Source organism: Novosphingobium sp. BL-S-20 (assembly GCF_055521635.1).
The window spans coordinates 1797083-1812026 of sequence record NZ_CM145494.1 but is presented as its reverse complement, the minus strand read 5'-3'; the positions used below and the strand labels follow the sequence as shown (position 1 = coordinate 1812026).

The following is a 14944-nucleotide window of genomic DNA, read 5'->3' as shown; positions in this document are numbered from 1 at the left end:
TTCAGGCGAGATGGAGAAAATGGATCAGTGCAAGACTGATGCAGGTCAACCCGGCGAGAGACAGGACAACCGCGCTGGTGGCCCGGATACCGGCCCCGGCGACCGAGCGAACATCGACACCAAGGCCGAGCGCCGCCATGGAAACGACCGTCAGCGTGCTCGCAAGAGTTCCGGCCGGAGCCAACAGTCCCTGCGGCACCAGGTCCAGCGAGCGCAACGTGGTCAGCGCAAGGAAACCGAGAATGAACCACGGCACGAGGTGATGGACAGGCAGATGGCCGAGGGCAGGGCGGTCGCCGGCGGTGACGCCCGGTTCGGCCTCGTTCGCTTCTTCTCGCAGGCGCGGCGCCAACAGCGAGAGCAGCAGGCAGACCGGCCCGAGCATCAGCACGCGCACCAGCTTGACCAGCGTACCGACTTGTACTGCGACATGTCCCATCGGCGCCGCGGCGGCCAGGACTTGCGGCACGGCGTAGACCGTGAGACCGGCGAGGGCACCCGATTGGAGCGGCGTGAGTTGGAGCACCGCGGCTAGCAGCGGCAGGCCGAGTACGACAGCAACGCCCAGCACTGCGGTAAATCCGATCGAGGCCGCGACATCGTCTCCGTCTGCGCCGATCACGGGTGCTACGGCAGCGATTGCGGAGTTGCCGCAAATGGAGTTGCCGCAGGCGATCAGCAGCGCCATCCGCTGGGGGAGCCGTAAACTACGACCGATGCCGTAGCTGATTGCGATGGCCAGGATCACGGCGCAGGCAATACCGAGAAGCATCCATGGCCCCGCCGCCAGAATAGCCGCTGCGCTGACCGAAGCGCCGAGCAGGACGACGGCCACCTCAAGCAGGAATTTGGCGCTGAAGTTGATACCCGGATGCCAGCGGTGGGAGGGTGTCCAGACCGATCGCACCAGGGTGCCCGTCAGAATTGCCAGTACCAGCGCTTCGAGCCATGCGCGGCCGAAAAAGTGCAGTTCGATGGCTTGCAGCGCGTAAGCAGCCGCAGTCACCGTGAAACACAGGCCCAGTCCCGGCGCTACGCGTGCCAACGCGGCAGAAATAGAGAGCTGAGGCAGGGGAAGTGTCAGGGGCAACATCGCGCGTCTCCTTTATGGGGAGGCAGATGAGCCCTCGGCGCATTTGGTTCTAACGGTGAATTCGTATGGTTCCAATCTCGGTGAGAGATTGATCCTCAGGCGCCCGGTTCGGCGGCCAGCTTGATCGTTTCCAGAAACGCATCTGCGGCCCGGCTTTGGTAACGCTCGATTTGCCGAATGGCGTAGAACGGACGTTCCGGTAGTGAAAACGGCAGAACTTTCACCATCCCGGCTGCCACTGCGGCTTCGACGACGCGCCTGGATAATGCAGCGCAGCCCACGCCTTCGCGGACTGCGGCCAGAACGGCTTCGTTGGAGGGTAAGGTAAGAGCGATGTCGAGCAGGTCGGGATCGATCCCCATCCTGCGCATCGCCTGCTCGAAAGTGGACCGCGTACCCGACCCTCTTTCGCGCATGATCCAGCGTGCCTCTCGCAGAGTTGCCTGCGTCACCGGGTGAGCTTCGTTATCCCGGCTGACCAGTACCATTGCGTCCTTAGCGATCTGCCAGTGCGCGAGTGCGGGATCATCGACTTCCCCTTCGATGAAGCCCAGCTCGGCCGCTCCTGAAAGAACCGTGTCGGCAGCGCTTTCGGTATTGGCAAGCGCAATGGATACCTCGACCCTCGGGTATCTGGTGTGGAAGCGCGCCAGGATGGGCGGGAGCCAATAGCTGGCAATCGTCTGGCTGGCGACGAGGCGCAGCGAACCGCGTTTGAGGCCCTGAAATTCCGCCAGGGTTCGTTCGGCATCGGCTGCCCTTGCCAATACGGCGCGCGCTTCCGTCAGAAACGCGCGGCCGGCTTCGGTCAATTCGATCCGGCGTCCGACGCGGTTGAACAGCTTGATGTCATGGCGTGCCTCGATCATGGCGATGGCGCCGCTGGCGGCCGATTGCGTGACGTGAAGAGCTTCTGCAGCCCTGGTCACATGCTCACGCTCGGCGACAGCAACGAAAATACGCAGATGTTCCAGCGTCGTCAGCGTAGGCATCGTATCGTTCATACGGAGACTGTAGCGGTCAGCGACGACGCCGACGAGAGTATCCCGGTTATGTTGCGCGGTTTGTTCGGGAAGGACGCGACGCCCTTCAGCTTCCTGCATGATGCGGCGGCTGAGTTTCGATTTCGGCGTGCGCAAGGCCCGGCCTGCAGGCGCAAAACCGCCATGCTTCTTCAACGGCGTGGAACTCTTCGTCGATGGCGATCAGGTTCAGATTTGACCGGACGCTTCGTGGCCAAGAGCGCCCGCCCTCCGTCGTTTGGCGGCGGGGGCTAGCCACAGGCAATCATACTCAGGAATGAGTGAAGCAACCCCATGGACGAGGTTGGCACCCGCGCGTCTGGCAGCGCCCGCATCGTGCGCTTTGCTATTCGAAACCGACCGATGCCGCGGCCATTCAGTCTCAGGGAGCAGCTCAACATGATCCGGAATTTCACTTTGCGAATTGCACTCACGGTGCTCTCGGCCAGCTCTGTAATGGGAACTGGCCCGGCCCTCGCAGCTTCGCCCAGTGTTATCGCGATGCCCGCGACTTCCGATGAAGCACTGCTCACGCATTTGCCGGGATTTCGTCAGGGTTTCGTGGAGGCCGGCGGAGTGCGTCTTCATTATGTAGAAGGGGGCGCGGCAGACAGCGCAAACCCTCCGTTGATATTGCTTCCGGGGTGGCCCCAGACGTGGTGGTCATATCACAAGGTCATGCCGGCGCTTGCGCGAGATCGTCGGGTGATCGCGGTCGACCTGCGGGGTATGGGTTCTTCTGACAAGCCTGCCGGTGGCTACGACAAGAAAACCATGGCTGCCGATATTGCAGCGCTGGTACGTGAACTTCACCTCGGCAAAGTCGACATAGTCGGTCACGACATCGGCTCGATGGTAGCCTACAGCTTTGCAGCCAATCATCCTGACCTGACCAGCAAGCTGGTGCTTCTCGACGTCGCTCCGCCGGATGCCGGACTTGCCACTTGGCCGATGCTGCCGGCGCTAGGTACGTTTGGCGACAAAGTCGGAGATGGTTCACACGCCTATGTCTGGTGGTTCGCTTATCACCAGGTGCCCGAACTGCATGAAAAGATGGCGGGCGATGGGCGCATCCGGATGGAGCAGGACTGGTTCTTCCACTACCTCACCAAGGACGAACATTCGATCGATGCGCTCGACCGGGACGTTTATGCTGCGGCCTACGGGTCACGAGATGCCATCCGGGCTGGCGACGGTTGGTATCAGGCCTTTCCTCAGGACATCGTGGACAACGATGACTATGCGCCGCTCAGGATGCCGGTGCTGGCACTTGGTGGTCCGGGTTATGCGTGGCTGAAAGGCGTCTTGGCAACCAAGGCTCCCGGTGCCGAAGTGGTCAGGGTGGACAGCGGGCATTTCATTCCCGACGAAATTCCTGAAACGCTGGTTGAAAGGATCGAAGCCTTTATACGCCAATGACCGATTTCAGGCCCGATCAGGCGAAATCAACGAGAGCATTGTAGTCCAAACTATCTGCTTTAAGGGGCGGCACCTTGTACGCTGAACGACTGCAATGGTGGTTGGCAAGGTCGAACTGGCGGACCCTCTGCCTTTCAAAGATGTAATCCAGAACCTGCGAGGCTGCAGTTTTCCGCCCCCTATTCGCCGTTCCAATTCAGGTCTTGCAAGCCCCTCAGGCCTCATCCGCCAAGGATTAGGCCTGAGCCGCCGCGCGTAAGAGTTTGCATTCGATCCCATCAGAAAAGCGGAGCGGCTTAGGAGTGAACCCTCCCGATCACTCATCGGCCATGGGTGCCGAGCATAGGCTCGCCATATCGAGAGCGGAATCAAATCCGCCAGAGATTAAAGGCTGAACGAAATGAAACGTCGTGTACTTCGCATAAAAGAAGTGTACTGCATTATTTGCGCTCCATCAGATCGATGAAATCAACTGATTTGTCTTAAAAAAATTAAACAATATAATATAAAGTTATAATTTAAATGTACGAAATTCTTAAAACCATACGTAAATTTGTTTACATTAAATAGATTTGAGCATTTTCTTGGAAAAATATAATTTAGACCCGCTGAATGAGGTCTGAAAAAGTCCAGATAAAACCATGTGAATGGAATCATTACTGATTTTTGCATAAAATGTTGCAGTTCTGCAACATTTATCGGGCTTAATTGGAATTCAATTGAAATAATTTTTGAATCTCTCGCGGAATCGCCGCAAGAGCCCGCCTTGGCGCTTCCCCCAAGCGCCGACGAGCGTGACATCGATCGCGGCTCTGCCCGGCCGGGTCCTGATACCGGCTGCACCTAAAGGACAAGGAAACACATCTTGAAAGCACTTCCCATGAAGGCTGCATTGTGCGTTGCAACAAGCCTCACAGCCTTCGCACTGCTGTGCAGCACCGCCAACGCTCAGGAAGCCGACACGCCGGCTGCTGCGGACAACGGTGACGACGGTGCCATCATCGTTACAGGTTCGATCACCCGCAATCCGGCGGCTGCGACGGCTTCGCCTGTGGTTTCCATTACTTCCGACGACCTCGAGAAGCGCGGCATCAAGACCATTGCCGATACGCTGCAGACCCTGACGGCGAACAATGCCGGCACCATTCCGGCCAGCTGGTCGGGCAACGGCTTCACCACCGGTGCGACTGCGCCCTCGCTGCGCGGCTTCAACAATGCCTACACGCTCACGCTGTTCGACGGCATGCGCACGGCGTACTATCCGCTCGCCGATGACGGTCAGCGCAACATCGTCGACATCAACTCGATGCCGGGCTCGATCGTGTCGCGCGTCGACACCCTGCTCGACGGCGCTTCGGCAACTTATGGTTCGGACGCCATCGCCGGCGTGGTCAACGTGATCACCAAGCGCGAAATCCAGGGCCTCCACCTTGACGCCTCCATGGGTATCTCGCAGCGCGGCGATGGCCGTGAACAGCGCATCAACGGCACCTACGGCTATGGCGACCTCGACGACCAGGGCTTCAACGTCTACGCGAACTTCGAATACCAGAAGAACGCCGCGATGGACCTCTCGGCTCGCAAGGGACCGTGGAGCACCGCCGACCAGTCCTCGATCTGCGGCAGCGCCACCGATGGCTGCCTGACCAACAATGTGCGCAACGGCATCCAGGCCGACGGCAGCTTCAACGGCATCCAGTCGACCATCGTTCCCTTCGTGCAGCCCTACTCGCAGGACGCCGAGGGCAACTGGGTTTCGCAGGGCAACTACCAGATGCTCAACCCCGGCGCGGGTTGCGGCAATCTGACCGCGGTGACCCTGACCCCCGAACAGCAGGCTGGCGGCATCGCCGGCACGCCGTCGGTGGTGTGCCAGCAGGATCTCGTCAACGACTATCAGGCCTATACCGCGCGCACCAAGCGCATCGGTGGCACGCTGCGCGGCACCGTTCGTCTGAACGACCGGACCGATGCGTACCTGATGTTCAACTACTATAACGTGACGACGGCAAACCGCGCCGCACCGATCGGCTGGATCGGTCGCACGGCCGCCGGCGGCGAGCGCGTGACGGTGAGCCAGGTCCTCCTGCCGGCATACGTGTGCGCGAGCGGTACGGGCTCGCTTTCCGGCGGCATCCTGACCGGCACGGGCTGCGATGCCTCGAACGGCGTTCTCAACCCGAACAATCCGTTTGCCGCGCAGGGCCAGTCGGCCCGTCTGCTGGGCATGCCGGACACGCCGACCTACACCTACACCAATGCCAAGACCTACCGCGTCTCGGGCGGTGTCAACGGTTCGTTCGGCGACGGCTGGGATTACACCGTCGGTGCAACCGCTTCGGAAGTCACGCTGGACGTGACCAACACCGGCTACATCAACGCCCAGGGCCTGATGGACGCCGTGGCGCAGGGCACCTACAACTTCGTCGATCCTTCGCAGAACTCGCTGGAAGCGACCCAGGGCGTCTTCCCCGACCAGCACAAGCGTGCGACGTCGAAGCTGGCGCAGATCATCGGCACGCTCAGCAAGGATGTCGTCGAGCTTCCGGGCGGCATGCTGAACATCGCGGTTGCGGGTCAGTATCGCTACGAATCGATCAACAACCCCAGCTCGAACCCGGCCAACGACGTCAACCCCGCGGATCGCTACTACAGCATCAACGGGATCGGCGTGAAGGGTCACCGCAACGTGTGGTCAGCCTCGTATGAAATCTCGGTTCCGATCGTGGACATGTTCCGCGTGAAGGCAGATGGTTCCTACGACCACTACTCGACCGGCCAGAAGAACTTCTCTCCGAAGTTCGAAGCCGAGTTCCAGCCGGTGAGGCAGGTCAAGCTGCGCGGTACGTTCTCGAAGGGCTTCCGTGCCCCGAACCTGAACGAATCGTTCCAGGACCCCTCGACGGGCTACATCACCTCGACCATCAACTGCTCGAACGCAGCTTACGCCGCCTTCTGCGCCGCGCATGCCAGCAACCCGGCATACTATGAAGGCGGTTACAGCCTCGGCATCACCTCTTCGGGCAACCCGAAGCTGAAGGCGGAAAAGTCGACCTCCTACACCTTCGGAACGGTGATCCAGCCGACCCACAACATCACGCTGACGGTCGATTACTGGCGCACCAAGATCAAGAACCTGATCACCTCGGTGAACCCGACGGCAGAAGTCTACGAGCAGTACTACAGCAACAACGGCGTCGTGAATATTCCCGGCTTCACGGTCACCCAGGGTGCGCCTGATCCGGAAAACCTCTCGGCACTGCCGCTGCTGGGCGAAGTCGTCGCTCCGTTCCAGAACGCGAACTCGATGATGGGCAAGGGCATCGACGTCTCGGCTTCGGGCAACTTCCAGCTGACCAATGCGCTGTCGTTCAGCACCAGCGCCACGGCTTCGTACCTGATCCGTCTGGAGCAGGACATCGACGGTCAGATCAACCGCTTCGACGGTTCGCTGGGTGGTTGTAACTGGACTTCGTGCTCGGGCGCTCCGCGCTTCCGTGCTTCGTGGCAGAACACACTGTCCGTCAATGACAAGACCAGCCTGACGCTCACCGCTTACTACACCAGCGGCTACTCGAGCACTTCGTCGGATGCCGGTGGCACCTACAAGGATTGCGCTGCGAGCGCCGAGGCCGGTCAGCTCGTGACCTACCCGGACAGCGGCAACCCCGTGCAGTGCCATGGCCACAGCACCTTCGATCTCGACGGTCACGTCGAAACGAAGATCGCCGATGGCAAGTTCACGCTTTACGCCGATGTCCTCAACATCCTCGACGGCAAGCCGAACTACGATCCCAATGCCGCCTACGGTGTCTACCAGTTCAACGCCGCGTGGCAGGACCGCCTGTTCATGGGCCGTTACTTCCGCGTCGGCGCGAAGGTGGACTTCTAAGGCCGTTTAAGAGGTGACCGCTTCCGTCCGCCTTCAACTTGGAGAGCGGGCGGGAGCGCGAGGCGGGATCAGGGAGGAGTGTCCCTTGTTTCTGGTCCCGCCTTGCATCTTCTTCATTGATCTTCTGGGCTGGACCCCAGTCGCACTGCGATCGCGCGAAAGCACGACAAAGTGCTCTTTGATATTCGATCGTGGCAGCCGAATAAGCAACCGATGGGATGCAGTCGCCAGAGTCGACGTAATTCAATGGATCGCCTTCGGCAAAGATAGCCGACGGGGGACAATCACGATGTTGGGTATTCATTTCGAACCAACACAGGTCTCCCTTACCGTCAGGACGAAGCGCAGCGCGCACATCAGCCGTGATCGAGGTGTCTTGACAAATTTGTATTAAAAATATCGTATACCGTCTGTCCGTAGCAAATTGTTGCGGGTCAGGGAGCGATAAATCACATGAACAAACATAGAACCGCCGCAGCAGGGCTGCGAACGTTACTCATGCTAAGTTGTCTTGGCCTTTCGACAGGGGTCTATGCGCAGACGGTCCAGACCGCCGAGGGCGATGCCGCAGCCGAAAGACCTGCCAACGACATCGTCGTCACGGGATCGCGCATTCGCCGCGCCGCTGCAGACAGCCCTTCGCCGATTGCCGTGGTCGAGGCCGACCAGATAAAGGCGACCGGCACGCAGAACATCGCAGATGTCGTCAACCAGCTCCCTGCGCTGGCGGTCACCCAGACGAACCAGACCAGCAACCTTGCGGGGAATGCCGGCGTCAATGCGCTCGACTTGCGCGGCATGGGCACGCAGCGCACGCTGGTACTGGTCGACGGACGCCGCCAGGTCGCGGCTATCCCCGGCACTTCGGCGGTCGACCTCAGCAATATTCCCTCCAGCCTCGTTCAGCGCGTGGAAGTGATCACCGGCGGCGCCTCGGCGCTCTACGGCGCGGACGCGGTCGCGGGCGTTGCCAATTTCATCCTCAAGAAGGACTTCCAGGGTATCGAGGCGAACACCCGCTATAACGCCTCGACCCGCGGCGACATGGACACTTACGGGTTCGACCTTCTTGCAGGCACGAACTTCTCCGAGGGACGCGGCAACGTAACGGTCTACGGCTTCTACGAGAACACGCCCGGGACAGTGAGCGGTTCGGATCGGCCCTGGACCGCGGACGGCTATCCGATCTACGCTCGCACCAGCAGTTCCAGTCCCTATTTCATCCAGGATCACGTCCGCAACATCAACACCGCCGATGCCGCGCAAGTGGTGCTGGGCGGCAGGCTCTATTCGGTCAACCGCGACAGCGGAACCTTGCGCGATCCGATCCTGGGTCCCGGCGGTCTCGTCAATGTCGTTCCGGTCAATCTTGGCACGTCCACCGATCCGCTCGGCACGCTGCTGACCGATGGGGGCGAATACAACGGCCGTTATGACGGCTGGTTTCTTTCGGTCCCCTCCGAACGCTTCAATACCCGCGCCGCGGCCAGCTTCGAGGTCAGCGACGCGCTGAAACTCTTCGCCAATGCCACATTCGCGCACAATACCTCGACTTCGGGTTCTCTCCAGATGACCGCCTTCGGCACCGACGTCGTGCCTGCCGACAGTCCCTTCATCACCGACGAGATGCGCGCGGCCAACGGCGGCGCGGTTCCCGCGGGCGGGGTTCAGTTCGCACGGCGCTTCATGGAATTGCCTGCCCCACGCACCGAATACGACCGCAAGCTGTTCCAGGCCGTGACCGGGGCGGAAGGCGATTTCACGCTGTTTGCCCAGCCCTGGAACTATTCGGCCTACTATTCCTACGGCAAGACCACCCAGCGCGTGCGCGACGTGAATGCGACCGCCTACGACCGCTGGTACATGGGGCTAGACAGCACGACAGGCGCCAATGGCGAGGCTGTGTGCCGCAGCACGCTCGACGATCCCGGCAACGGCTGCGTGGCGATCAACCCGCTGGTCACGCTGACCCCGGAGATGATCGACTACATCACTTATACCTCGCACTGGTCGAAATCGACGCTGACCCAGCAGGTGCTTTCGGGCTACGTCTCCGGCGGCCTGTTCGACCTGCCGGGTGGCGCGGTGCAGGTCGTGCTCGGCGGTGAATACCGCAAGGAGCGCAACGATATCGGCGCGATCCCTGAGTACAACCCGGACAGCCCGCTCTACGATCCGACGATCGGCACCATGCAGGGCACTCTGGTAGGCAAGTATTCGGTCAAGGAAGTCTACGGCGAAATCCATGTGCCGATCCTGAAGAATACGCCATTCTTCGATACGCTCTCGGTCGATGGCGCCCTGCGCCTGTCGGATTACAGCACCGCCGGATCGACCACGACCTGGAAGCTGGGCGGCGAATGGGCACCGATCCCCGACATCCGCTTCCGCGCCACTTACGGCCAGGCCGTCCGCGCCCCGAACATCGGCGAACTCTATACGGCAGACAGCATTTCGGGTCTCTGGATCACCGATCCCTGCAATACCTACAACTTGGCCAACCGCGCGACCCGCACCCAGTACACGGCGGCCAACTGCGCGGCGATCAACCCGGCCGATACCGTCAGCTACTGGCTCTACCGCGACATCATTTCGAGCGGCAATCTCGACCTGAAACCGGAGACCGCCAAGACCCTGACGCTCGGCGCCGTGCTCCAGCCGCGCTTCGTGCCCGGCCTGTCGTTGACGGTCGACTACTACAACATCGACTTGCGCAATGCGATCGACGCCTTCGGTGCCCAGATGCTGATCGACAAGTGCGTCGACCAGTCCAGTCTCGACAATATCTTCTGCCCGCTCATCCAGCGCGATGCCAACGGCAATCTCGAATCCGTGATGACGCAGAAGCTGAACCTGTCGCAGTATCTGACGCGAGGGATCGACTTCGGGCTGGGCTATAGCCTGCCGCTGTCCCGGCTGGGGCTTTCCGACGATACGGGCAAGCTCTCGATCGACGCCAACTACACGCGCCTGCTCAAGCGTCGTTATACGCTCGATCCCACCGACCCGAATTCGATCACCGAATATGCCGGTATCTTCGGGTCGCCCAAGTGGAAGGGCGTGGTGCGCACCAGCTATTCGCGCGAAGGCATGGGCGTGACCTGGAGCCTGCGTCACTTCTCGCCGATGAAGGCCGCCACCACGATCACGCCGGACAAGTACAGCAAGGTCTGGACCCCCAACGTGTTCTACAACGACTTCTCGGCCTTCGTGGCGCTGACCGACAATATCGAGCTGTCGGGCGGCCTCAACAACGCTTTCGACCGCAAGCCCCCGCGCATACCGGGTGCCGAGGCGGGAGGGGCCAACTTCGAGCTGAGCTACCAGTCGGGCGTCTACGACGTGATCGGTCGCACGCTCTTCCTGAGCCTGCGTTTCCACCGCTGATAATGGTCGGCCCGGTTCCGCTTCGCCGGATCCGGGCCGATCCCAAAAAAACCGGAACATATCGATGATACCGTCCCGCCTGGCCCTCGCGCTGCCGCTCCTCATCGCCGCCTGCACGCATACGCAAGGGGAGGGGGCGCGCATGGCAAATGCCGTGATCGGAAGTTACGATAGCTGGACGATAGGCGCACCGCCCGCCGCGCTCGGTCTCGATCCTTTCTACGCAAAGTATGCCGATGCGGGCGGCATTCCGGTGGTCTCGTCCGCGAAAGTCCCGGACAGCGCCTTGCTGATCGCCCGCGATATCGTGCTCGCCGAGACGGCCGAGCGTCCCGACATTCGCCGCGAACTCGTCCGCAGCGGTGCGCGGGTCGGTGTCATGGCTATCGACGAAGGGACTATGGACCTTCCCGAACAGCGGGACTGGAAGAAACCGGCCGCGGACGATCCGCGCCTGACGCCTTGCGAACGCGCGAACTATGCCAAGATCGCCGCCATGACCGATGCCGAGTACTGGAACAGCCGGGCACGAGGCATGGGCGGTCTCTATACGACCGGCGCTGCCGAGAACCTGCTGGGCGTGCCCGGCACGCGCTATTTCGGCGAGAACATTCTCGTTCACGAGTTCTCGCACAATATCCTTTCCGCGATCGAAAGAGTCGATCCCGCCCTCTACGGGCGCGTCGAAGCGGCCTATCGCCATGCTCTGGAGCAGGGCTTGTGGAAAGGCGATTACGCCTCGGTGACCGTGCAGGAGTATTGGGCCGAAGGGACACAGTTCTGGTTCAATTCCAACAAGGCCTTCCGGCGCGATGGCGGCGTGGTTGTCTCGGACGAAGATCTGCTTGCCCACGACCCGATGCTCTTCGCCGTCCTCGCGGAGGTTTATTCGCCCACTCACCGGATTGCTGCCGATGTCTTTCATGACCATCCAGCTCGACTGGAATTGCCTCAACGGCATGCGACGGGCTGCTGAAGCGTGCAGCATAGCATTCTCGGAGCCGAACCTCCGAACGCTTTCCTGGATTATAGCCGATCCATCTTCAACCACCTGCGGTCGCCCGACCAAGCACGCTGGAGAGCCGCATCGGCGGCAGCAGCCTCCGCCTTGCGGCCGAGCGCGCGTTCGGAAGCCGCAAGGCCGTATAGCGCCCAGCCATTTCCCGGCGACTGTACAAGAGCGGCATTGAACGCGGCGCGGGCTTCCTCGAAACGCCCCATCTGATAGAGCGCAGCCCCCAATGATTGGTGGAGGGGATAATACCAGAAGGGTGGTTCCATGTACGGGATGCCTTCTTCTATCGCGATTGCCTCCCGGTAATGTGCAACGGTTTCGTCAGACTGTCCGATCGCTTGTGCCCAGCGCGCCCGAGCAACCCTTTCCGCGATCCGCAGCAGGTCAGGCGCCGGCACGCCCTGGTCAACCATGGTTTTCATCGCGCCGCTTTCGTCGAGTGCGCGCAAGGCTGCGAGTTCACCATCGAAGCCGTTCCGGTCACGGTGCCGAGCATAGGCGATCGCTCTTGCATAGTGACGCATGGCAGTTGCATAGGGGAGCCGGGCATCCGGTTCCCGCATAGCCAGTATTTGCTCCGGCCGCGCGAACTGCGCGGCGGCGAAGTAGGGAGCGGCGCTGATCGCTTGAATCCAGGCAATTTTTGCGCTGATCTCTGGATCCAATAGCAGCTCAAGTCGCTTCGACTCACGAGTTGCCGTCTGCAAGTCGCCCGCCATTTGTGCGGAAGTGACGATGAAGTGAACGTTGTGCGGATAATATCCGTAGCGAACCAAGCCTTTGTCGCCGCTGATCCTGATCCACTCCTCGTCGGCGCGCGCGGCAGCGACATTGACCCGTATGGAATCCTTCCACCGTCCGATCCGATAATAGATGTGCGATGGCATGTGGACGAGATGACCGGATTTTGGTGCGAGCGGCGAGGCAAGCCTGTCGGCGGCGGCTTCCGCGCGTTTCGGATCGGGTCCATTCTCCATCAGGTGAATATAGAGATGGGACGCTTGCGGGTGGTGCGGGCTGCGCGCGAGGACGGTTTCCACAAGCCTCACGGCCTCGCCGATCCGGGGGTGCGGAGTTCGCCGATCGGTCTGCCAGTAATCCCAGGGGCGGGTATCCATCACGGCTTCTGCGGCCAGCAACGCGATATCGTCATGGGCGGGAAACGCTCTTGCCACGGCGAGCATGGCATCGGCGTACGAAGCGTCGAGTGCCGCGCGCTCTACCTTGGAATCCCCAGAGTAGCGCTGGAGCATCGCCGCTGTCAGTGCCTGTTCGAGGCCAGTGGCGTCAAAGGCCAGACTGTCGGCACGGCGTGCCAGTTCGACTGCACGTGAGTTCACGCCTTCATCCATCGGCGCGTTGATATTGGGACCGTACACCAGCGCTTCGCCCCAAAAACAAAGGGCACAGGCCGGATCAAGCCGCTGCGCCTCTCGAAACGACGCGCTAGCTGCCGCGTGGTTGAAGCCATAGGCGAACGAAAGGCCCTGATCGAAATAGCGCTGCGCCTGAGGACTCCTGGTCGTTATGCTAAAATGGACCTGGCCCAAGTGCTCATATAGCGGGGGAGCCGCCATAGTCCCCGCCTGCACGACAACCGCAGCAGTCATCAGCCTGGTGCGCATCACGCCGCGTTCACTATTCCCGCCGCAAATGCTTGCAAGCCGTAGTGTTGGGTCGAGAAGGGTCAGAAGCCCTGACGGATAGCTTGCCGAAGAAGCAGGGCCTACGCCCATCAGCATTCCGACGACGATTAGTTGCGCCAAAGGGCGTATCACCGTTCTCATCGCCACCTCCTGCCAGAGCCGGTTGAGCGTGCACCATGGCATGATCTGCCTCTATGTTTTGCAGCGCAAGGCACGTCCGCAAACCGCTACCTCTACCGAACGATAGACTTCGCCGCCGGGCCGTTGCAGACAGGGCCGATGGGGCCGATTTCTTGAAACGCATGGACTGGTTGAACGCGCGGCGCGTGGGCGGGTATCTGAGGATATTCGCCGCGCTCAACGTCGCGATGATCGTGTGGCTGGTGGCAACGTCGCATGGCGGCATCGATATCAACGGCTATCTGCTGGGCAGCGACTTCATCAGCTTCTGGACCACTGGCCATATGCTGCTCGACCACGCCAATCCTTATGACGGCGCCGCGCATATCCTGGCCCAGCGCACATATTATTCGACCGAGGGCGCCTATACCGCCTTCTATTATCCGCCTTCGTTCCTGCTGTTTTGCTGGCCGCTCGGCTGGTTGGCCTATTTCCCGGCGCTCGGGTTATGGGTGGCGACGACGGGGGCGTTCTATTTTACGGCAGTGCGTCGCTGGTGGGCGGATGCGGGGCTGGGCAAGCCGCTTTGGCTGTTGTTCGCCGCTTTTCCCGCGGTGCCGATCGTCGTCACTCATGGGCAGACGGCTTTCCTCGTCGCCGGATTGCTCGGTCTTGGCGCCTGGCTGGTGCCGACGCGGCCTGTATTGGCAGGCGTGCTCTTCGGACTGGCGACTATCAAGCCGCAGTTCGGGCTGCTGCTGCCGCTGGTCCTGCTGGCGACCGGCGAGTGGCGGGTGATCGCCTCGGCTGCCTTTACGGCTCTGGCTCTGGCGGCACTGTCCGCCGGGGCGTTCGGCCTGGATTCCTGGATGGGCTGGCTCGGCGCGAGTGCACGGGCGCAGACGGCCATGGCTTATGGCCAGATCGGCTACGGCAAGATGATGAGCCCGTTTGCGGCGCTGCGTCTGCTCGGAGGATCGATGGCGGTGAGCTATGCCGTGCAGGGTGCGGTGACGCTGGCCGTGGTCGGGCTGGTCCTGAAAGCCTCATGGCGGAAGACTTGGACACCGGGACTGGCGGCGCTGATGCTGGCGGGCGCGCCACTGGCGACGCCCTATGTGCTCGATTACGACATGGTGATCCTGGCCTTCCCGATGCTCTGGTTGGTTGGGCAGGGGCTGGCAGGCGGATTTCGTGATGGTGAGCGGGCTGCGCTGTTCGTGGCTTTTGCGGCACCGGCACTGGCTCGGCCTCTGGCGCTCTATCTTTACATGCCGATCATGCCGCTGGCGATGCTGCTGCTCTTCGAGATCGTCCGGCGCCGCGCGGTCGCGGCACCGGACTAACCTG

8 protein-coding genes are annotated in these 14944 nt (G+C 61.3%); 5 read left to right on the top strand and 3 right to left on the bottom strand.

What is annotated here, in order from left to right; genetic code table 11:
* Window position 1: 1 nt before the first annotated feature.
* Window positions 2-1045, bottom strand: a complete 1044-nt coding sequence (locus ACZ1II_RS16190) for a YeiH family protein (RefSeq protein WP_465144664.1) — start codon at window positions 1043-1045, stop codon at window positions 2-4.
* 143 nt (window positions 1046-1188) lie between these two features.
* A complete protein-coding gene (locus tag ACZ1II_RS16185) occupies window positions 1189-2085 on the bottom strand; it encodes a LysR substrate-binding domain-containing protein (protein WP_465147316.1) in 897 nt (298 codons plus the stop codon).
* A gap of 324 nt (window positions 2086-2409) precedes the next feature.
* On the opposite strand from ACZ1II_RS16185, the gene ACZ1II_RS16180 reads away from it, so the two are divergent.
* From ACZ1II_RS16180 to ACZ1II_RS16165, 4 genes are all read left to right on the top strand, one after another.
* Window positions 2410-3534: an alpha/beta fold hydrolase gene (locus ACZ1II_RS16180; protein ID WP_465144663.1), complete on the top strand. Its 1125-nt coding sequence runs from the start codon at window positions 2410-2412 to the stop codon at window positions 3532-3534.
* 880 nt (window positions 3535-4414) lie between these two features.
* The gene (locus ACZ1II_RS16175; protein ID WP_465144662.1) at window positions 4415-7426 is read left to right on the top strand and encodes a TonB-dependent receptor plug domain-containing protein; all 3012 of its coding nucleotides are present in this window, start codon (window positions 4415-4417) and stop codon (window positions 7424-7426) included.
* A 498-nt stretch (window positions 7427-7924) separates the two neighbouring features.
* Window positions 7925-10813 carry a TonB-dependent receptor plug domain-containing protein gene (locus tag ACZ1II_RS16170; protein ID WP_465144661.1) on the top strand — a complete coding sequence of 963 codons (2889 nt, stop codon included), beginning with the start codon at window positions 7925-7927 and terminating at the stop codon, window positions 10811-10813.
* 64 nt (window positions 10814-10877) lie between these two features.
* Window positions 10878-11789 (top strand): glycoside hydrolase, encoded by a 912-nt coding sequence (locus tag ACZ1II_RS16165; RefSeq protein WP_465144660.1) that lies wholly within the window; start codon window positions 10878-10880, stop codon window positions 11787-11789.
* A 50-nt stretch (window positions 11790-11839) separates the two neighbouring features.
* On the opposite strand, the gene ACZ1II_RS16160 is transcribed toward ACZ1II_RS16165, so the two are convergent.
* Entirely contained in the window at window positions 11840-13615 is a 1776-nt protein-coding gene (locus ACZ1II_RS16160) for a tetratricopeptide repeat protein (RefSeq protein WP_465144659.1), read from the bottom strand.
* A 161-nt stretch (window positions 13616-13776) separates the two neighbouring features.
* Between ACZ1II_RS16160 and ACZ1II_RS16155 the strand changes: the two genes are divergently transcribed.
* Window positions 13777-14940: a glycosyltransferase family 87 protein gene (locus tag ACZ1II_RS16155; RefSeq protein ID WP_465144658.1), complete on the top strand. Its 1164-nt coding sequence runs from the start codon at window positions 13777-13779 to the stop codon at window positions 14938-14940.
* The last annotated feature ends 4 nt before the right edge of the window (window positions 14941-14944 follow it).